This is a genomic window from Shimia sp. MIT1388 (assembly GCF_047124445.1).
In the GTDB taxonomy this organism is placed as follows: Bacteria; Pseudomonadota; Alphaproteobacteria; order Rhodobacterales; family Rhodobacteraceae; genus Shimia.
The window spans coordinates 495,106-515,285 of sequence record NZ_CP138921.1 but is presented as its reverse complement, the minus strand read 5'-3'; the positions used below and the strand labels follow the sequence as shown (position 1 = coordinate 515,285).

General features: G+C 59.6%; 20 protein-coding genes. 12 read left to right on the top strand and 8 right to left on the bottom strand.

Annotated features, from left to right (window positions below):
- Window positions 1-25: 25 nt before the first annotated feature.
- Together SIB92_RS02500 and SIB92_RS02495 are read left to right on the top strand one after the other, a co-directional pair.
- Entirely contained in the window at window positions 26-1,603 is a 1,578-nt protein-coding gene (locus SIB92_RS02500) for an arylsulfatase (protein WP_412554334.1), read from the top strand.
- A gap of 179 nt (window positions 1,604-1,782) precedes the next feature.
- Complete coding sequence (locus tag SIB92_RS02495) at window positions 1,783-2,454, top strand: ZinT family metal-binding protein (RefSeq protein ID WP_412554333.1); 672 nt, start codon at window positions 1,783-1,785, stop codon at window positions 2,452-2,454.
- 73 nt (window positions 2,455-2,527) lie between these two features.
- Here SIB92_RS02495 and SIB92_RS02490 read toward each other — a convergent pair whose 3' ends face one another.
- Together SIB92_RS02490 and SIB92_RS02485 are read right to left on the bottom strand one after the other, a co-directional pair.
- Window positions 2,528-4,030, bottom strand: a complete 1,503-nt coding sequence (locus SIB92_RS02490) for an alanine/glycine:cation symporter family protein (RefSeq protein ID WP_412554332.1) — start codon at window positions 4,028-4,030, stop codon at window positions 2,528-2,530.
- A 29-nt stretch (window positions 4,031-4,059) separates the two neighbouring features.
- Window positions 4,060-4,494 (bottom strand): universal stress protein, encoded by a 435-nt coding sequence (locus SIB92_RS02485; protein ID WP_412554331.1) that lies wholly within the window; start codon window positions 4,492-4,494, stop codon window positions 4,060-4,062.
- A gap of 416 nt (window positions 4,495-4,910) precedes the next feature.
- Between SIB92_RS02485 and SIB92_RS02480 the strand changes: the two genes are divergently transcribed.
- From SIB92_RS02480 to SIB92_RS02470, 3 genes are all read left to right on the top strand, one after another.
- A complete protein-coding gene (locus SIB92_RS02480; protein WP_412554330.1) occupies window positions 4,911-5,522 on the top strand; it encodes a GyrI-like domain-containing protein in 612 nt (203 codons plus the stop codon).
- Window positions 5,523-5,619: 97 nt separating this feature from the next.
- Window positions 5,620-6,912, top strand: a complete 1,293-nt coding sequence (locus SIB92_RS02475; protein WP_412554329.1) for an SDR family oxidoreductase — start codon at window positions 5,620-5,622, stop codon at window positions 6,910-6,912.
- The gene (locus SIB92_RS02470) at window positions 6,909-7,376 is read left to right on the top strand and encodes a DUF2269 family protein (protein ID WP_412554328.1); all 468 of its coding nucleotides are present in this window, start codon (window positions 6,909-6,911) and stop codon (window positions 7,374-7,376) included. Before SIB92_RS02475 ends, SIB92_RS02470 begins: the two co-directional genes overlap by 4 nt.
- 53 nt (window positions 7,377-7,429) lie before the next feature.
- Here the strand turns inward: SIB92_RS02470 and katG are convergent, their stop codons facing one another.
- Window positions 7,430-9,613 carry a catalase/peroxidase HPI gene (gene katG / locus SIB92_RS02465; RefSeq protein ID WP_412554327.1) on the bottom strand — a complete coding sequence of 728 codons (2,184 nt, stop codon included), beginning with the start codon at window positions 9,611-9,613 and terminating at the stop codon, window positions 7,430-7,432.
- A 108-nt stretch (window positions 9,614-9,721) separates the two neighbouring features.
- On the opposite strand from katG, the gene SIB92_RS02460 reads away from it, so the two are divergent.
- Window positions 9,722-10,615: a hydrogen peroxide-inducible genes activator gene (locus SIB92_RS02460; protein ID WP_412554326.1), complete on the top strand. Its 894-nt coding sequence runs from the start codon at window positions 9,722-9,724 to the stop codon at window positions 10,613-10,615.
- A 126-nt stretch (window positions 10,616-10,741) separates the two neighbouring features.
- On the opposite strand, the gene SIB92_RS02455 is transcribed toward SIB92_RS02460, so the two are convergent.
- On the bottom strand, window positions 10,742-11,929 hold the full coding sequence (locus SIB92_RS02455; RefSeq protein ID WP_412554325.1) for an FAD-dependent monooxygenase: 1,188 nt from the start codon (window positions 11,927-11,929) through the stop codon (window positions 10,742-10,744).
- Between the two features lie 96 nt (window positions 11,930-12,025).
- Window positions 12,026-12,448, bottom strand: coding sequence for an RNA polymerase-binding protein DksA (gene dksA, locus SIB92_RS02450; RefSeq protein WP_412555786.1), 423 nt, complete (start codon window positions 12,446-12,448; stop codon window positions 12,026-12,028).
- Between the two features lie 185 nt (window positions 12,449-12,633).
- Between dksA and SIB92_RS02445 the strand changes: the two genes are divergently transcribed.
- The 6 genes from SIB92_RS02445 to SIB92_RS02420 all read left to right on the top strand — a co-directional run bounded on the left by SIB92_RS02445 (window position 12,634) and on the right by SIB92_RS02420 (window position 17,554).
- Window positions 12,634-13,473, top strand: coding sequence for an AAA family ATPase (locus SIB92_RS02445; RefSeq protein WP_412554324.1), 840 nt, complete (start codon window positions 12,634-12,636; stop codon window positions 13,471-13,473).
- Between the two features lie 153 nt (window positions 13,474-13,626).
- Entirely contained in the window at window positions 13,627-14,079 is a 453-nt protein-coding gene (locus SIB92_RS02440; RefSeq protein ID WP_412554323.1) for an N-acetyltransferase family protein, read from the top strand.
- Between the two features lie 2 nt (window positions 14,080-14,081).
- Window positions 14,082-15,452 carry a DUF2927 domain-containing protein gene (locus tag SIB92_RS02435; protein ID WP_412554322.1) on the top strand — a complete coding sequence of 457 codons (1,371 nt, stop codon included), beginning with the start codon at window positions 14,082-14,084 and terminating at the stop codon, window positions 15,450-15,452.
- A 6-nt stretch (window positions 15,453-15,458) separates the two neighbouring features.
- A complete protein-coding gene (locus SIB92_RS02430; protein ID WP_412554321.1) occupies window positions 15,459-15,626 on the top strand; it encodes a hypothetical protein in 168 nt (55 codons plus the stop codon).
- A gap of 3 nt (window positions 15,627-15,629) precedes the next feature.
- Window positions 15,630-16,814: a vWA domain-containing protein gene (locus SIB92_RS02425; protein WP_412554320.1), complete on the top strand. Its 1,185-nt coding sequence runs from the start codon at window positions 15,630-15,632 to the stop codon at window positions 16,812-16,814.
- A gap of 47 nt (window positions 16,815-16,861) precedes the next feature.
- A complete protein-coding gene (locus SIB92_RS02420; protein ID WP_412554319.1) occupies window positions 16,862-17,554 on the top strand; it encodes a M48 family metallopeptidase in 693 nt (230 codons plus the stop codon).
- A gap of 67 nt (window positions 17,555-17,621) precedes the next feature.
- Here SIB92_RS02420 and SIB92_RS02415 read toward each other — a convergent pair whose 3' ends face one another.
- From SIB92_RS02415 to SIB92_RS02405, 3 genes are read right to left on the bottom strand one after another with little or no spacing between them, the layout of a single operon-like run.
- Window positions 17,622-18,167, bottom strand: coding sequence for an RSP_2648 family PIN domain-containing protein (locus SIB92_RS02415; protein ID WP_412554318.1), 546 nt, complete (start codon window positions 18,165-18,167; stop codon window positions 17,622-17,624).
- Window positions 18,168-18,177: 10 nt separating this feature from the next.
- Entirely contained in the window at window positions 18,178-19,389 is a 1,212-nt protein-coding gene (locus tag SIB92_RS02410) for an RSP_2647 family RNA methyltransferase (RefSeq protein WP_412554317.1), read from the bottom strand.
- 55 nt (window positions 19,390-19,444) lie between these two features.
- Window positions 19,445-20,116 carry a DUF6778 family protein gene (locus SIB92_RS02405; RefSeq protein WP_412554316.1) on the bottom strand — a complete coding sequence of 224 codons (672 nt, stop codon included), beginning with the start codon at window positions 20,114-20,116 and terminating at the stop codon, window positions 19,445-19,447.
- Between the last annotated feature and the right edge of the window lie 64 nt (window positions 20,117-20,180).

Genomic DNA, 20,180 nt, shown 5'->3' with positions numbered 1-20,180 from the left:
GCGCAAGTATTTAGGATGTGATTTCGTGTCAAAACTCCCTGCAATGATGGTGTCGATGACGACAACCATCGCGGCCCTAGGCCTCGCCGCACAAGGCGCCCTCGCCGAAACCGAGCAACCCAATATTCTGGTGATCATGGCGGATGACGTCGGCTGGGCCAGCCTCGGCAGCTACCATCAAGGTGTGAAAAGCATCGAGACACCCAACCTCGATCAACTTGCCGCCGAGGGCGCGCGCTTCACAGACTACTACGCCCAACCCAGCTGCACCGCAGGCCGCTCGGCTTTCATCACCGGTCAGTTTCCGGTCCGCACCGGCATGCACACCGTAGGTTTGCCCGGTGATCCTGTTGGCCTGAACGAAAACGACCCAACTCTGGCCAACATGCTCAAAGGCCTCGGTTACACCACCGGCCAGTTTGGCAAAAACCACCTTGGCGACCTGAACCAATTCCTGCCCACCAACAAGGGCTTTGATGAGTATTGGGGCTGGCTCTACCACCTCAACGCCATGGAATACACCACCGACCCGGACTGGCCAGATGATCCCGAGTTCAACAACCAATTTGGGCCCCGCAACATCATTCACAGCTACGCCACCAACACCGTGGACGAGACCGTTGACCCGCGCTGGGGACTGGTCGGAAAGCAACGCATCGAAGACGACGGCGCCGCCCCGCCCGAACGTCAGAAAACACTCGACGACGAAGTCACCACTCACACCCTGGACTTCATCGACCGCGCCGTGGACGCAGACACGCCATTCTTTGTCTGGATGGCCCCTGCCCGCGCCCACGTCTGGACTCACCTGAGTCCGGAATATGAAGCCATGCTCGGGGATGGGCGTGGGCTTCAAGACGTGGTCATGAAGGAACTGGACGACAACGTCGGCAAAGTGCTCGCGCATCTGGACGCGCGCGGGATCAGCGACAACACCATCGTGTTGTTCACCTCTGATAATGGCCCGGAAACCATGACCTGGCCTGATGGCGGCACAACGCCCTTCCACGGCGAAAAAGGCACCACATGGGAAGGCGGGTTCCGCGTGCCTGCCGTGGTGCGCTGGCCTGGCCAAATCGCCGAAGGTCAGGTGCTCAACGGCATCTTTGACGCCATGGACTGGATGCCTACTCTGGTTGCCGCCGCTGGCGGACCAGAGGACCTGCCCGCAGCCATGCTGGACGGCTTTGGTGGCTATCAAGTGCATCTGGACGGCTACAACCAGCTCTCCTATCTGCGCGGCGAAAGTGACAGCAACCGCCAAGAAATCATCTACTACGAAGGCACCGATCTTCAGGCCGTGCGCTACAACGACTGGAAGGCCCACTTCGTGATCCAGGAAAAAGGCTGGGCTGGCCCCAAAGAAGAGCTCAACGCCCCGCTGCTCTTCAACCTACGCCGCGACCCCTATGAGAAAGCGGCAGAAGAATCCGGCATGTACACCCGCTGGATGGGCAACAAGATGTGGGCCTTCGGTCCCGCCGCGCGCCTCGTGCAAAAGCACCTGTCCACCTTTGCGGACTTCCCGCCACGCGGCAAAGCCGTGGGTAACGAAGACCACGTGCAGGAACAGGTCTCAAGTGAAGGTGGCATGTCCCAGTAGAGGCACCTCGGGACACCCTCTCCCGCCTCTAACTATGCCATCCCAAAGGCGCAGCCCCTCGGCTGCGCCTTTTTTTCAACCAGCCCAACCTGAAAGCGACTTGTCATCCCGCGCCACAGGTCTTAGTGGATTTATATGTTATGTTATAACATGATTCCTGAGTGAAAATTGGACACCCTATGCAACACACTGCTTTCAAACATCTCACCGCCCTCTCTATTGGCGCGCTGATCGCATTTTCATCCCAGGCAGTGGCGCAATCCGCCACAACCGACACCAAAACCAAAGAGCACAAGCATTCCCATGCCCACGATCACAAAAAGGCCGAACCAAAGCTGATCGACGAGTCCAAAGTGCAAGCCCGCGCCCTGACCGATTGGGAAAACGACTGGCAATCCGTCTACCCTTTCCTGAAGGACGGCACCCTTGATCCGGTGCTGGAGCACAAAGCTGAAAGCGGCAAAAAGACCGCCGAAGAATACCGCACCTACTATGACACCGGCTTCAAAACCGATGTCGACCGCATCCAGATCGCAGGCGACACCGTTGCCTTCTTCAAAGACGGCAAACCGGTGCAAGGCAGCTACCAAGCGGACGGCTACGAAATCCTGACCTACAAATCCGGCAACCAAGGCATCCGCTTTGTCTATGAAAAATCCGGTGGCGACGCCGCCGCGCCACAGTTCATTCAATTCAGCGACCACGAAATGGTGCCCACCAAGGTGGACCACTTCCACCTCTATTGGGGCGACGACCGCGCCGCGCTGCTGGAAGAAGTCACCAACTGGCCAACCTATTTCCCCGCCGCCTGGAGCGGTGCGGACATCGTCAAAAAGATGACCAGCCACTGACTGGATCAATCCGCCCCAAACAATAAGGCCCCCACCATCTCTGGTGGGGGCCGCTCTACAGGATCAAAGTACCTTAATTCTTGAACCGCTTGATCTCACCGCTTTCCAGCTTGGCCACATAGGCCTGCATCTCGCGTTTCACCACGGGGGCCAGGAAATAGAGCCCCAGGATGTTTGGCACACAGATCAAGAACACCAGCGCATCCGAAATATCTAGGATCGGACCCAGCTGCACAACACAGCCCAAAGCCACAAATGCGCAGAAGATCAGTTTGTAGACCGTCTGCAGCGTCTGATCTTCGCCAAACAGATAGGTCCAACCTTTCAGCCCGTAGTAAGACCAGGAGATCATGGTGGAGAAGGCAAAGAGCAACGCCCCAAACGCCAGAGGCACCGGGAACCAGCCAATCTGACGCTCAAACGCCGCTGAGGTCATCGCAACCCCGGTTGCCTCCCCCGCGAAGTTGGGATCAGCCACTTGGCTTGTGCCAATGACAAGCGCGGTGATGGTACAGATCACAATGGTGTCGATGAAGGGTTCCAGCAAAGACACATAGCCTTCTGTCACCGGCTCATCTGTCCGCACCGCCGCGTGGGCAATCGACGCAGACCCAATGCCCGCCTCGTTGGAGAACACCGCCCGCTGGAAGCCAATGATCAAGGCGCCCAAGGCCCCGCCGGTCACGCCTTCACCGGTGAACGCTCCTGAGAAGATGTTGCCAATCGCCGCCGGGATCGAGCCGAAATTCATCAGGATCACGATGATCGCAAACACGCAGTAAAAAACCGCCATAAACGGCACAATCTTTTCAGTCACGCGGGCGATGGATTTGATCCCGCCAATAATGACCGCAAAAACAACCCCTGCAAGGATCAGGCCGACCAGCCAACCGTAGCCATCCAACGCGCCACCTGCGACGGTGTTCAATTGCACGTAGGCCTGATTGGATTGGAACATATTCCCAATGCCCAACGCGCCGATAAAAATACCGATGGCATAGAACGTGCCCATGAACTTGCCAAAGCCCACCATGCCACGTTCTTCAAACCCTTTGGTCAGATAATACATCGGGCCACCGGATACGGATCCATCCGGGTTCTCATTGCGGTACTTCACACCCAGCGTACATTCGACAAACTTGGTGGACATGCCCAGAAACCCCGCGACAATCAGCCAGAACGTCGCCCCGGCGCCACCCACAGTCACCGCAACCGCAACCCCGCCAATGTTACCGATGCCCACAGTGCCGGACACCGCTGTGGCCAAAGCTTGAAAGTGCGACACTTCCCCAGCACTGTTGGGGTCGGCATAATCCCCACGGACAAGCGCAATCGCGTGTTTGAAACCCCGCAGGTTGATGAAGCCCATATAGAACGTGAAAAACACGGCCCCCACGACCAACCACAGCACAACAAGTGGAAGATTGGCCCCGGCAACCGGGATCTTAAAAAACACAACAGAGCCAATAAACGAGGCAATCGGCGCGGTGAAGTTGTTGATGGTTTCGTCAATGCCAGCATGGGCTGGCCCAGCAATCGAAAGCGCAGCAAAAACAAAAAACAGGATGCGAGTCATAATGCTCCTCCGGATACTCATATTCAAAATCAAGGAACGACGACAACCGGCACAGGCGCGGTCTGGATCAGGTTACCTGCGACGCTGCCAAACAGCAGCGACTTCAATCCGCTGTGGCCCCGGCGGCCGATTAATATCTGAACCGCGCCGTATTCTTTGGCGATGGCAATCAAAGTTTCCGCGGGGTGTCCGTGACGTACAATCCCGGCGTATTCCAAACTTTCCCCTTCAAGCCTCTTTAAGGCGGGGGCGACAATCTCTGTGTTGGCGCGTTCAATTTCGGTTTCCCGACGTTTGTGGCGCGTCGCGTTCTCCTCTGCGGTGCTAAAGGAATACGGCGACCATTCGATTACATAGGCAACAACAACTTTGGCCCCACCCTGTTTCGCCCTGGCAATGGCGTGGTCGAGTGCACGGTCAGACCCGTCACTCCCATCCACCGCCAAAAGTACAACATTTTCCATTCTTTACTCCCTACTGAACATACATTTAGGCGTGTCGATCTCGCGCCGTTCCCGCCTAAATTGACCGACCCTAGGTCAAGCCGACCCCGCTCAATAGGGCCAGTTTTCCCAACAAATGAGTCCTGTTTGACCAGTACGCCAGGGAAATGCCTCTAAAACGCTGGATGCCCCTCCCTAAAAAGGCAGGATCAAAGAACGGATTTCATTTGGTGGTGTTCCTCATGGAAACCGAGAATTGCACAATGTTGCAGACCACTTACTAACAAAACCCGGTTGCACTGACCTGCCATAGATCTGCGCAGTGAAGCACCCCGCGAGCAATCAAATGTTGCCCCTTTGTTCTTCACCTTGTAAGTTTCCAGAAAACGCACTGCCCAATTCATTTTCAACCAGCCCCTCGTCTTCAAGGCCTTCCCATGACCAAAATCGATTTCAAGAAAACCCTCAAACATCTCTACGCGCCCTCCGCCAAAGACTTCGCCCTTGTCGAAGTCCCCGACATGACCTTTGTGAAAATTGACGGCCACGGCGCCCCGGGCAACGACGCCTATCAACACGCCTTGTCCTGGCTCTACCCGGTCAGCTACGGGCTCAAGTTCTACTCCAAACAGACTTTGGAGAAAGACTACGTGGTGCCTCCCCTCGAAGGTCTCTGGTGGGCCGACGATATGACCGCCTACACCGATGACCGACGCGAAGAATGGCATTGGACCCTGATGATCATGCTGCCGGATTGGCTCGATGACGCGGCCTTCAACGCCAGCGTGGAAAAAGCCGCCAAGAAACTTGGCGATCCTCCCGCCACCCTGCGGCGCGAGGTCTTGCACGAAGGTCTCTGCGCCCAAATCATGCACATCGGACCGTATAGCGAAGAAGGCCCGACCATCGCCAGACTGCACAAGGAATTTCTGCCGCAAAATGGCCTGACAGAAAACGGCCACCACCACGAAATCTACCTGAGCGACCCACGCAAAACCGCCCCCGAAAAACTGCGCACCGTCCTGCGCCATCCGGTTCGGAGGCTCTAGCCTGCCAACGGCAGATTGCCGCAAGACCCGCAATTTCCCGTGCAAGGCAAAGCGCTTATGCTAGCCTCACCCCAACAGGATTTAGCGGAGCGCAGCGATGCCAACAGCCCTTGTTCTTGGCGGCTACGGCCTCATTGGCGCCGCCTGCATGGCGGCACTGACCGAAGCCGGATATGACGTGACCGGCGTAGGCCGCAATGCCAAAGCCGCCGCCCGCTTTCCGCAATACCGCTGGAAACACCTCGACCTCACGTCCTTGCGCGCGGATCAATGGGCCGCCTTGCTGCAAGACACCGACGTGGTGGTGAACGCCTCCGGCGCCTTGCAGGATGGCGCCCGTGACAACCTTTCCCAAATTCACGTCGACGTGGTCCGGCACCTCGCAACCGCTGCCGCCCAAACCCAAACCCGCGTCATCCAAATCTCCGCTGCAGGGGTGTCACCAGAGGCCGACACCGCTTTCTTTCGCACCAAGGCCGAAGGTGACGCGCTGCTGGCTAACTCTCAGGCTGACCACGTCATTCTGCGCCCCACTCTGGTGCTGGGCCGCGAAGCCTATGGCGGCAGCGCCCTCCTGCGCGCCCTTGCAGCCTTGCCGGCCGTCCTGCCCCGCGTGTTTGAGGACAGTTCCATCCAAACCGTCGCCTTGACGGATGTGGCCCATGCCGTCGCCTTGGCCTGTGATCCCCAAGTGCCCTCCGGCACCATCGCCGACATCACCGAGCCAAATGCGCACAGCTTTGACAGCCTAACCCTGCGCACCCGCGCCTGGCTTGGCGCCCCTGCCCCTCTCTGGCGGCCGCACCTGCCAAAGTGGACCCTCAGACACACCGCACGCGTGGCCGACACACTTGGCTGGCTGGGCTGGCGCGCCCCCCTGCGCAGCACGTCGCTTGCGGTGCTCTCAAAAGGCATCTCTGGCGATCCCCTCCCCTGGCACCACCTCACAGGCCACACCTGCCATCCACTGGCGGAGACCCTGGCAAGCCACCCAGCCACGGCCCAAGACCGCGCTGCCGCCCGCGTCTATCTTGCACTTCCGCTCGCCATCGCCACGCTGGCGCTGTTCTGGCTGCTCTCCGGCGTTATCGGCCTGATCCAAACCTCCGAAGCCATGCACGTTCTAACCACCACTGGCAGCAGTCCCACCTTCGCCACTTTCGCCGTTATTGGCGGCGGCATCGCCGACATCCTTCTTGGCGGCGCAATCCTCATCCGACGCCACAGCCGCAAAGCCGCCATCGGCATGATCCTCCTCTCTGCCGCCTACCTTCTGGGTGCGGCATTGATGGCTCCTGCGCTCTATGCCGATCCGCTTGGCCCCATGGTCAAAGTTCTGCCCGGCATGACCCTCGCCGCCTTGGTGGCCCTACTCATGGACGACCGATGATCGAAGACCTCCTCCGCTTTGCCCACGTCCTCGGCGCCACCGTCCTCTTGGGCACCGGTGCCGGCATCGCCTTCTTTATGGTCCTGTCCCACCGCAGCCGCGACCCCGCCCTGATCGCCCATGTCGCCGGCATTGTGGTGATCGCCGACACTGTCTTCACCGCAACCGCAGCCATCCTGCAACCAATCACCGGCACACTGTTGGCTTGGCACCTCGGCTGGTCACTCTCAGAACCCTGGCTGCTGATTTCGCTGATCCTTTACGTGGTGGTCGGCGCCTTCTGGCTACCCGTGGTCTGGATTCAACTCCAAATGCGCAACGTCGCCCGCACCGCCCGCGACACGCAAACGCCCCTGCCAGACCGCTACTTCAAACTCTACCGCATATGGTTCGCCTGCGGCTTCCCCGCCTTCTTCGCGGTCATGGGGATTGTCTGGCTGATGATGATGAAACCGGCGTTTTAACAGCAAAAAGGCGCGACCTCCGCCGCGCCTTCCTTTCTCTTCTCTCTAAAAGGTCACTTTAGATCAAAGCGATCCGCATCCATGACCTTGCACCATGCGGAGACAAAATCCTGCGCCAGTTTCGCCGCGCCATCGGACTGACCATAAACTTCAGCCAGCGCCCGCAGTTGCGAGTTGGAGCCAAACACCAGATCCACCCGGGTTGCGGTCCACTTCACATCGCCACTGGCACGATCCTTGCCTTCATAGACGCCATCACCGGCCTCGGCCCAAGTGGTGCCCATGTCCAGCACATTCACGAAGAAGTCGTTGGTCAACTGCCCAACCCGATCGGTGAACACACCATGCGCGCTGCCGCCATGGTTCGCGCCCAGCACCCGCAGGCCACCCACCAGCGCCGTCATCTCCGGCGCGGTCAGTGTCAGCAGCTGCGCCTTGTCCACCAACATCTCTTCTGGTGACACGGTGAATTGGGTCCGTGCGTAGTTGCGGAAGCCATCGGCCTGCGGCTCAAGCATGCCCACGCTCTCCTCGTCGGTCATCTCTTGCGTCGCATCACCACGGCCCAGCGCCACCGGCACGGACACATCATGCCCCGCATCCAACGCCGCCTTCTCAACGGCCGCTGCACCACCAATCACAATCAGGTCTGCGAGGCTCACCGGCTTGCCAAAGTCAGCCTTAACGCCTTCCAGCGCCGACAACACCCGTGCCAACTCAAGTGGTTCATTGGCCGCCCAGTCTTTCTGCGGTGCCAGCGCGACCCGCGCCCCATTGGCGCCACCGCGCATGTCACTGCCACGGAAGGTGGACGCCGACGCCCAGGCGGTTTTCACCAGATCGCTCACCGACAGACCAGAGGCCATCACCGCCGCCTTCAGCGCCGCCACATCCTCCTCGGACAAGTCCGTCTCAGACGCCGGAACGACATCCTGCCAGATCAGTTCTTCGCTGGGCACTTCTTCGCCAAGATAACGCGCCCGTGGCCCCATATCGCGGTGGGTCAGCTTGAACCACGCCCGCGCAAAGGCGTCCTGGAACTCATCGGGGTTTTCGTGGAACCGCTTGGAGATTGGGCCATAAATCGGATCCATGCGCATCGCCATATCAGCAGTGGTCATCATGGTTTTGACCTTCTGGCTTGCGTCATGTGCCGCTGGCGCCATGTCCTCTTCAGTCACCCCAACCGGCTCCCAAATCCAGGCCCCAGAAGGGCTCTTGGTCAGGTTCCAGTCATAGCCAAACAGCAGATCAAAATAGCCGTTGTCCCACTGGGTTGGGTTCGCCGTCCATGCGCCTTCAATGCCCGACGTCGTCGTGTCACCACCGTGGCCAGTGCCATGCGCGTTGATCCAGCCAAAGCCCATCGCCTCAATTGGTGCCGCCTCCGGCTCCGGGCCGACAAGGCTCGGATCGCCCGCCCCATGCGCCTTACCAAAGGTGTGACCGCCAGCAACCAGCGCCACAGTTTCCTCGTCGTTCATCGCCATGCGGGCAAAGGTCTCCCGAATATCACGACCTGAGGCCAGAATGTCCGGCTGTCCATCTGGCCCTTCCGGGTTCACATAGATCAAACCCATCTGAACCGCCGCCAGCGGGTTCTCCAGATCACGATCTCCGGAATACCGCGAGTTCTCTCCGCCAGATTCTTCCAGCCACTCGGTCTCAGCGCCCCAATAGACGTCCTCTTCCGGTTCCCACACATCCGGGCGGCCACCGGCAAAGCCAAAGGTCTTGCCGCCCATGCTCTCAATCGCCGCATTGCCTGCGAGAATATAGAGATCAGCCCAGCTAATGGAGTTGCCGTATTTCTGCTTGATCGGCCACAACAGACGGCGGGCCTTATCGAGATTACCGTTGTCCGGCCAGCTGTTCAGCGGTGCAAACCGCTGCTGCCCGGTGCCACCACCGCCGCGGCCATCCGCGGTGCGATACGTCCCGGCAGAGTGCCACGCCATACGGATGAAAAGACCGCCGTAGTGACCGTAGTCCGCAGGCCACCAGTCCTGGCTGTCGGTCATCAACGCATAAAGGTCTTCCTTCAGCGCCATATAGTCCAGCTTGGCAAACTCTTCGGCATAGTCAAAATCCTGCCCCATAGGGTCGGACTTGGCCGAATTCTGGTGCAAAATCCGCAGGTTCAGTTGGTTGGGCCACCAATCGCGATTGCCCCGCGCCTGCTGCGTCACCGCGCCATGCATCACCGGGCAGCCACCTGATTTCATGTCTCCGTCCATGTCGTCCTCCTGTCAAAAGATGGGTCACGTAATCTCTGGAACCATTCTAAGCACAGGATTTTCATTTAACGAAGTTGCATTTTCCGATCACATTGATAACTACAGACTATGAATAATCTCACACTGCGCCAACTCCGCTATTTTGACGCCCTTGCCGAACATGGTCACTTTGGTCGCGCGGCGGATGTATGCGCCATTTCCCAACCTGCCTTATCCGTGCAAATCAAAGAGTTGGAGGAAAGCTTCGGCGCGCCACTCTTAGAACGTACCACCCGCCGCGTGCGGCTCACATCCTTTGGCGAAGACGTGCTTGTCCGGGTGCGCGACATCCTGCGCAGTGTGGACGAGTTGGGCGATATGGCCCGCGCAGCGCAATCCGGCCTCACCGGACGCCTGCGCCTTGGGGTGATTCCGACCATCGCGCCTTACCTGCTGCCTGCCCTGCTGCGTGAGGTGAAAACCACTTTCCCCGACATGTCCCTCATGGTGCGCGAAACCATGACCGCCAACCTTCTGGCCGAGTTGCACGCGGGCCGCATCGATACCGCGATTGTCGCCCTACCCGTCTCTGAGCCGTCCTTAACCGAAGTCCCTCTGTGGTCCGAAGAGTTTGTGCTGGTCCGCCCCGACTCTGAAGCCGCCGCCCCCGTGCCCGCGCCAGATACCCTGGAACGTGAACGCCTGCTCTTGCTTGAGGAAGGCCACTGCTTTCGCGATCAGGCGCTGTCATTTTGCTCCCTGCCCACGGCCCGCCCCCACGAGGGGCTGGATGGCTCTTCCCTCTCCACCTTGGTACAGATGGTTGGGGCTGGTCTCGGTGTCACCGTGATTCCCGAAATGGCTGTACCGGTGGACACGCCCGCCGCCGCTGTGAGTGTCGCACGGTTTGCAGGCGCACAACCGGCCCGCACCATTGGCATGATCTGGCGCAAAAGCAGCCCGCTGGCGCCTCAACTGCAAGAACTCTCTGACGTGGTGCAGGATGTTGGGGAAGCGCTCTGACGCAACGCACGCTGCGTTAAGGCGCGTCCCGCCGCAGAATCCCGCACCTCCGCAAAACAGTCGTGATACCGACAAGATACCGACGTCAAAATCCGCAGTTAACGCATCCAAAATCCGGCGCAACACTCACCCCTTGGTGACGTCGTGCAGATAGATCCAGTCAAACTGCCCCATCATCTTGCGCGGCGCCAATGTGGACGCCATGCGAATCCCCATATGCGCCGCCATCCGCAACGGGCCATTGCTGAGGTGATATTTCCACGCATTTTTGCTGGCGGCATCCACAACCTTAGCCACGCGCCCCGCACGCCGCGCCTGATAGGCCGCCAGGCCACTGGCAAAATCTTCCGCCTTTTCAAGAGCATCGCCCAAAACCCAGGCATCTTCCATCGCCATCACTGCGCCCTGCGCCATAAACGGCAAGGTCGGATGCGCCGCATCGCCCAGCAGCACACAATTCTCCTTGTGCCACACCGGCGCCACCGGATGCCGGAACAGCCCCCATTTGCGCACATCGGTGACCTCGGCGAGCATACGCCGCACACCGCCACCAAAATCTTTGAATGTTTTCTGCAGGTTGGCCGGATCATCGGGAATATGCCACCCTTCCTCGGCCCAGCCCACCTGCTCTTGCACAGCAACAATATTGACCAGTTCGCCACCGCGCAGCGGATAGCTCACCACATGGCGCTTCGGCCCCATATGCACCTGCGCCACATCCGGATGCGCCATGGTATTGGGCACCGTCGCCCGCCAGGCTGTCTGCCGCGTGAAAAACGGCGCCACAGTGCCATTGAGCACCGGCCGCATCTTGGAGTGCAGCCCGTCCGCCCCAACGATCAGATCCGCCATCATCTCAGCGCCATTGGTCATCACAACCTTCGGCCGCGCGCCGGGCACAACGGTCTCAACCTGCTGAAGTAGAAGTACTTTTATGCCTGCCGCGCGTACCGCCTCCGCCAAGACATCGATCAGATCCGCGCGATGCACAAAGTAATATTCGGTGGGTCTCAGCGGGTCATTTTCGGAGATCAAGCCAAGGTCCAGCCGACTCACCAAACGCCCCGCCGCATAGTCGCGCAACTCCACAGCATCCGCCCGAACTGCGCGTTTTTTGAGCGCGCCATCCACGCCCAGCGCCTTAAGCACGGCCATGCCATTAGGGCTGATCTGCAGCCCCGCGCCCACCTCTTTGATCGCTTCGGCTTGCTCGAGCACATGCACAGAGGCCCCGCGCTGTTTCAGCGCCAGCGCGGCGGTCAACCCGCCAATCCCCGCGCCGATCACGGTGATCTTTTTACCTTGCAAATCCATGGCTTAACCCTAATGAAAAAACGCCGAAGCAACAGCCCCGGCGTCTTTGTTTTCTGGTCCAAACCCTGCGATTTACCGTCACAGGGCGGTGCAGACTTAGTCGTCGCGATGCACTTTTTCGCGGCGCTCGTGACGTTCCTGCGCTTCAAGGCTCATGGTTGCGATTGGACGGGCGTCCAGACGTTTGAGCGAAATTGGCTCCCCCGTCACTTCGCAATAGCCATATTCCCCTTCGTCAATCCGACGAATGGCGCTGTCGATCTTTGCAACCAATTTGCGCTGGCGATCCCGGGTGCGAAGCTCAAGCGCGCGATCAGTCTCCTCACTGGCGCGGTCAGCTACGTCCGGGATATTGCGGGTGCTGTCCTGCAGCCCCTCGATCGTGTCGCGCGTGTCCGCCAACAGATCTTCTTTCCAGCTCAATAGTTTACGTCGAAAATACTCAACCTGCCGATCATTCATGAACGGCTCATCTTCTGCGGGACGATAATCGTCGGGCAGGAAAGTTTCGGCCTTCATTTCTGCTCCCTCATCGCGGCTCACGTCCATCGTGGAATTCAAGTCAGACATGCAACCCCCCTTCTATGCTTGCAGCAAATACTCCCTTGGCTAGGGAATGTCACTACCTGTTAACCCCTCATTGCGGACAAAATATGTTCACGATAGGGTGCGCGCCGAAATAGGCGAACCGGCGGAGAATTTTTATGCAGTTTTCGGGCACCAAAGACTACGTGGCCACAGACGATCTGACGGTCGCGGTCAACGCCGCCGTGGCACTCGAACGCCCGCTGCTTGTCAAAGGCGAACCCGGCACCGGCAAGACCGAACTGGCGATGCAAGTTGCCCGCGGACTGGGTCTGAAAATGATCGAGTGGAACGTGAAATCCACCACCAAAGCCCAGCAGGGTCTTTATGAGTATGATGCTGTTTCCCGTCTGCGCGACAGCCAGTTGGGGGATGAACGTGTCCATGACATTGGCAACTACATCAAGCGCGGAAAACTCTGGGAAGCCTTTGAAAGTGATGAGAAAGTTGTCCTGCTGATCGACGAGATCGACAAGGCTGACATCGAGTTTCCAAACGACCTGCTGCAAGAGCTCGATAAGATGGAGTTCCACGTCTACGAGACTGGCGAGACCATCAAGGCCAAGCACCGCCCGATCATCATCATCACTTCCAACAACGAAAAAGAACTACCCGACGCCTTCCTGCGCCGCTGCTTCTTCCACTACATCCGCTTCCCGGAAATGGAGACGCTAAAGAAGATTGTCGAGGTCCATCACCCCGGCATCAAAGAGGCGCTGCTGACCACCGCGCTGACGCAGTTCTTCGAAATCCGTGAAACCGCCGGCTTGAAGAAAAAACCCTCCACATCCGAGGTCATCGACTGGCTGAAACTGCTGCTGGCCGAAGACCTGTCGCCAGAAGACCTGAAACGCGATGGGGCAAACGCCCTGCCGAAACTGCACGGCGCCTTGTTGAAAAACGAACAAGACGTGCATCTGTTTGAGCGTCTGGCCTTCATGGCGCGCTCTGGCCGCTGAGGTTTTACCAATCTTTTGAGCGGCCTGCTCCCGTGTGGGCCTTTCATTTTCACCACAGACACCGCATTCTTGCCCAAGTCTTTGCCCATGTTACGATCCAATTAAGGCCTGATTTCGTAGAAGGAATCGGCATCCAACCGGAGTCCGACCCCCATGTCCCAGCCTGACGTCCTGATCCGCACCCTCACCGAAGCCGACCACGCAGAGTGGCGCCGTCTCTGGACCGACTACATCACCTTCTACGAAAGCACGGTGCCTGAAGAGGTCTACGTCTCCACATTTGCCCGGCTGTTGGGCGATGATCCGCAGGATTACTCCTGCCTTGTGGCAGACCTCGATGGCAAACTCATTGGCCTGACACACTACCTGTTCCACCGCCATGCTTGGAAGGTTGAAAACGTCTGCTACCTGCAAGACCTCTATGCCGATCCTGAAGTGCGTGGCACCGGCGTGGGCCGCAAATTGATTGAAGCCGTGTATCAGGCCGCAGATGACGCCGGTGCGCCAAGCGTGTATTGGATGACACAGGAATTTAACACCAACGCCCGCAAGCTCTATGACCGTGTTGGGCAGTTGTCCCCGTTTATTAAGTATCAAAGGCCCTGATTTTGCGCTCTTTTCTGTCCTCACTGATCCCTCTGGCTTTTGCCGTGGCGGCCTGTACGCCCATCGGCGGCAACGGCGTGCCCACCCGCGCCGCAGTGAGCGACACCACTTTGCCACCAGTCAAAGCCTTCTCCACCCCGCGGCCCATTCCGCCCAACCGCTCCAACCGTGACATTGCCCGCGACTTCCTTGATCTAAGTTTTGAGTTGGAAAGTGGCCGCAGTCTCGACCGCCTCACCCGGTTTGAAGGCCCGATCACCGTGCGCGTCACCGGCGCGCCACCGACTGGTATGATGCCGGACCTCAAGGCACTGCTGCAACGCCTGCGCAACGAGGCGCGCATCGACATTTCGCTAACGCAATCGCCGTCTGCCAACATCACCATTCAAGCGGTCTCGCGCCGCGATATCCGCAAAGCGCTTCCGCAAGCAGCCTGCTTTGTGGTGCCCAACATTTCTGCGCTATCACAATACCGCTCCGCCCGCCGCAGCGGTGCGGCCAATTGGGCCCTGCTGGAAAACCGCACCAAAATCGCGATCTTCCTGCCCAACGACACCAGCCCGCAAGAAACTCGCGACTGCCTTCACGAAGAGCTGGCGCAAGCCCTAGGTCCGCTCAACGACCTCTACCGCCTGCCCGACAGCGTGTTTAACGACGACAACATCCATGCTGTCCTCACGGGCTTCGATATGACCATCCTTCGGGCCTACTACGACCCCACGCTCCGCAATGGTATGACCCGTGGCGAGGTCGCTGCCCGCCTGCCCGCGATCCTGTCGCGCATCAATCCACGTGGCGATCAACTCTCCAGCCACCCGCTGCCGGAAACCCCGCGCGCCTGGATCAACGCGGTGCAAACCGCCCTCGGCCCAGGGACGTCCCCCGGCAACCGCCGCGCTGCCGCCCGCCAAGCCCTTGTGATTGCACAGAACAATGGCTGGCAGGATCATCGCCTCGGCTTTTCTCACTACGCGCTTGGTCGCCTACTACAGTCGCAAGACATTGCCGCCGCGCTCACCCATTTCCAGGCTGCCGACCGGGCCTACCGCTCGGCAGAACGCTTTGGCCCGCACCGCGCCTTTGTCGCAACCCAGCTTTCGGCCTATGCCATCAGCGCCGGCCAAAGCCGCGAAGCGCTAAACATCCTGAGCCCGCAAATCGGCCCCGCAGGCCGCTTTGAAAACGCTGCGCTCCTGTCTACTCTCATGCTCTTGCAAGCCGAAGCGCTGGAGATGGAGGGCAAGTTTGAAGACGCCGGCGCCCTGCGTCTGGACAGTCTCGGCTGGGCACGATACGGCTTTGGCCCGGACTGGGCCGTGCGCGCCAAACTGCGCGAGATCACGGCACTCAGCCCGATCAAAGGGAGATCTTAGGACACCATGTTTGTACTTATTGGCGCCTTCATCGGCGCGCTCACTGGTGGCACATTGGCCAAACGCCGTGGCGGCAAACGCGCAGACATCCTGCAATACGGCTTTGTCTATGCCATGATCTTTGCGATCATCGGCTTGTTTATCACGCTCTTCATCCACCGTATGGCGCTCTGATCCATGTTCCTGCCCTTCTTTGAAAACCTGCGCGAGGCCCGTGTGCCGGTGTCTTTGCGTGAGTTTCTTGGCTTTCTGGAAGGGCTGAAGGCCGGGCTGGCCACCTACGATGTAGAGAGCTTCTACTACCTCGCCCGCACCATCATGGTGAAAGACGAGCGCAACATCGACAAATTTGACCGCGCCTTTGCGGCCACCTTTGACGGGCTTGCCGACATCTCCGCCCAAGACGTGCTCGAAGCCGTCGACATTCCCGAAGAGTGGCTGCGCAAGATGGCCGAAAAACACCTCACGGCTGAAGAAATGGCCGAGATCGAAGCGCTGGGTGGCTTTGACAAGCTGATGGAAACGCTGCAGGAGCGCCTGAAGGAACAGGAAGGCCGCCATCAGGGTGGCAACAAGTGGATTGGCACCGCAGGCACCTCGCCGTTTGGCGCCTATGGCTATAACCCCGAAGGCGTGCGCATTGGCCAAAAAGAAAGCCGCCACAAACGTGCGGTGAAAGTCTGGGACAAGCGCGAGTTCAAGAACTTCGACGGCTCGGTGGAACTGGGCACCCGCAACATCAAAGTAGCCCTCAAACGCCTACGCCGCTGGGCCCGCGAAGGCGCCGCCGAAGAGCTGGATCTGAACGGCACCATCAAGGCCACGGCAGAGCATGGCTACCTCGACGTGAAGACCCGCCCCGAGCGCCACAACGCGGTAAAAGTCCTATTGTTTCTGGATGTTGGAGGCTCGATGGATCCCCACATCAAAGTGGTCGAAGAGCTGTTCTCCGCCGCCCGGGCCGAGTTCAAACACCTCGAATATTACTACTTCCACAACTGCCTCTACGAAGGCGTGTGGCGCGACAACAAACGCCGCTGGAATGACCAGACCCCCACCCACGAAGTGCTGCGCACCTACGGACCGGACTACAAATGCATCTTTGTTGGCGACGCCTCCATGTCGCCCTACGAGATCGCCTATGCTGGCGGAGCAAACGAGCACTGGAACCAAGAGGCGGGCCAAGTCTGGCTGGAGCGGGCGCGAGATCAATGGGCATCCAACCTCTGGATCAACCCGGTGCCCGAGCAACACTGGCAATATACCCATTCCATCGGCATGATCCGCGAGATTTTTGAGCACCGCATGGTGCCCATGACTCTCGAAGGCCTGGAACGCGGCATGCGGGAATTGACACGCTGACGTGAGCGCGGGTTGAAGCCGCCCACGGCTTGCCTCATATCTCTAGCATGATCAAACTGATGCCGATCCTCATCGCCGTGGTCTACGGCCTGCTGATGATGCGCTTTTCCGCGTGGCGTACCGCGCGTGAGCTGGATGCCAAGTCTACGGAACTGGCCGACCCCCGTCTCAATCCACTGATCAAAGACATGGCCAAAGCCCTCGATCTGCCGCGCATTCGCGTCCACATCTATGAGATTGAGCCCGTGAACGGCCTTGCCGCCCCGGATGGCCGCATCTTCCTGACCCGAGGCTTTTACAACCGCTACCGCACCGGCGAAGTGACTGCCGAAGAAATCGCCTCCGTGGTGGCCCATGAGTTGGGCCACGTCGCCTTGGGTCACTCTCGTCGACGCATGATTGATTTCTCCGGCCAAAACGCCCTGCGTACGGCGCTCGCGATGGTGCTCAACCGCTTCCTGCCCGGCATCGGCCCTTTGGTGGCCAATACCGCAACCAGCCTGCTCTCCGCGCGCCTGTCACGCGGCGACGAGTACGAAGCGGATGAATACGCAGCTGCGCTTTTGGTAAAATCCGGCATCGGCACCGCACCGCAAAAGGCGCTGTTTGAGAAACTCACACATCTGACCGGCGCCCACGGGGCCAGCACACCTGCTTGGTTGCTCAGCCACCCCAAAACCGAAGAGCGCATTCAGGCCATCGAAAAGCTCGAACGCAAATGGGGCATCGTCAAAGCCTAACCGCTTCTTCTAACCCCAAATATCCTGGAGGAGTCCCAGCTCAGCTGGGACGGGGGCAAAGCCCCTACTACGCGCTCACAGCTTTCGCCAGCTTGGGAAGTCGTGCCTTCTTGAGCAGCTTGCGCATCTCCCACGCCTCTCCGCTCAAGCGCTCCGCCTCTTGCCGCACCGCTTCACACACCGCCGCAACCCCGTCGGGATCCTTCTCCCAACATCCCCGCAGCAGCTCGTCTGGCGCAATCCGCTCCAGCCCTTCTTCGGCCAGAATATGCTCTGGAAAATCCTTGGCATTCACCGTGACAATCGCGTCCGCCGATCCGGAAATCGCCGCCGCAAGCACATGCACGTCATGCTCATCCGGCAGATACAGCCGGTCTTCCAGCGAGGGCTTCCAAGTGACCGCCGCCTTAGGCCAAGCCGCTTGCACCAACGCAATCTCGCCCCGAGCCTGTGGCTCACCAGTTGGGCCCAGCTTACGCGCCGCGCGCGCCCATTCTTCCAAGATACGCTCCGACCACCGCGGCTCAAACGCGCCAGTCTTGGCCACGCCCAACAACACCTCCCGCATCACGGTTGGATACAGAACGCAGGTATCAAGCAGCAGGCGCTTCACAGGTTGATGCTCACAGGCGGAAGAACAAAGACTTGAGGTATCCGCTTTCCGCCAGCTGCGGCATCAACGGATGGTCCGGCCCGGCAAAACCGGTGTGAATGAGCTGCGCATGACGCCCCGCCCGGCCAATACCGCGCACCGAGGCCCCGCGGAACCGCGCCAGATCGGCCGCGTGCGAACAGGAACACAGCCCCAGATAGCCGCCCTCGGCCACCAAGGGCGCCGCCAGTCGCGCCACACGCTCATAGGCCCGCAGGCCTTTTTCCAGCGCCGGTTTGGACGGTGCAAACGCCGGGGGATCACAGATCACCACATCAAACTTCGCGCCCTCTTCGCCCAGCGCGGTCAACACCTCAAACGCATCGCCCTTGCGCGTGGCAAAACGGTCTGCCACATCCGCCGCCGTAGCCCCGGCCTGTGCCAGTTCCAACGCTGCCGCAGAGCCATCCACCGCCGTCGCATGGCTGGCACCGCCCGCCAAAGCTGCGAGAGAAAACCCGCCCACATGGGAAAACACATCCAAAACCTTTGCATCTTTGCAAAGCCCGGCGGCAAACCCGTGGTTGGGACGTTGATCGTAGAAAAGCCCAGTTTTCTGCCCCCCGGTCAAATCCGCCATATAGGTCGCGCCATTCATCACCACCGGTACCGGTGCCTCTGGAGCCGCGCCAACCATCACGGCGCTATCCTCTTCCAGCCCTTCAAGCCCCCGCGCCCGACCGGAGCCATTTTTGAGCACATTGGTCACGCCGGTCACCGCAACCAATGCGGCCACCAGCGGCTCAAGCAGCACCTCTGCCCAAGCGGCGTTGGGCTGCACCACAGCCGTGTCGCCAAACCGATCCACCACCACGCCGGGCAGCCCATCGGCCTCCGCATGGATCAACCGATAAAACGGTGCCTCAAACAGGCGCTCCCGCATCGCCAAAGCACGGGCAAACTTAGCCTCAAACCACGCCTGATCCACTTGTGCCTCAGGGTCACGATCCAACATGCGACAGAAAATCTTGCTCTGACTGTTGGTCGCCACCAGCCCCAACGGCTGCCGCTTGTCATCTTCCAGCACCGCAAGCGTGCCGGGCACAAGCCCTTTGGTGCGCCGGTCGGTGACCAGCTCATTGTCATAGGCCCAGGGAAATCCATGACGGATCGCGCGGGCATTGGCTTTGGGCTTGAGCCGCACCACAGGGCGGCTGGACGAAGAAGAGGACGGCATAGACATGCCGCCCTCCTACTTGTTTCTCGCGGGTGTGAAAACCCTTGTCTGCCTGCTTGGCTTATTCCGCCGCGGCCAGTTGCTTGCCAATAGGCTCCAGCGGCTGAATACGTTTGGTGGCGCCACGGTCTGGTGCGACAAAGCCTTCCGCTTTGGTCAGCTCGTCGCGAACAACCCGCGCCAAATGCTGGGTGATGCGGTACTTCTGGGTCAGACCACGGGACTCCGCCTGAATGGCCATCTGCCCGCCATAAGCCACAAGGCTCGCGGTGATCGGCTTTGGACCGCGCAACACGGTGCCAGTCTCAGGCTCGATGATGGTCATGATAAACTCAATCGAGTGCACCCCACCTACGGTGTAGCGGGTCTTCTCGGTCAGAGCATGGAAGCGGGTCACTTCGATCTCCACCCGCACCGGCATCGCACCATCCAGCGGATAGGCCCCAAGACGCACGCTCTCGTCAAAGATCGCCTTCACCTGCTGATAGCGATCGCCCGGCGCGTCGCCCCGCCACACGATGTCACCCGGAGGATAATACAGGTTCGCCTCGGAAACCTTCAGCGTGGTTGGCACCAGAACGTCAAAGCTCTCAAGCGCATAAGACGGCGCAGGCACGGCCATCTCGGTGGACGGCACATCGAACGGTGCGTTCCGGCTTGCGGTGTCTACCGACGCACATGCGCTGGCACCCAGTGCCAAAACCAGTGCTGCAAAGATTTTTCCCATCGACATGTCCAACTCCTCGGGCGGTTCTCGCCTCTGCTGCTCGACATCAATGTGCGCGTCAAATGGGGCG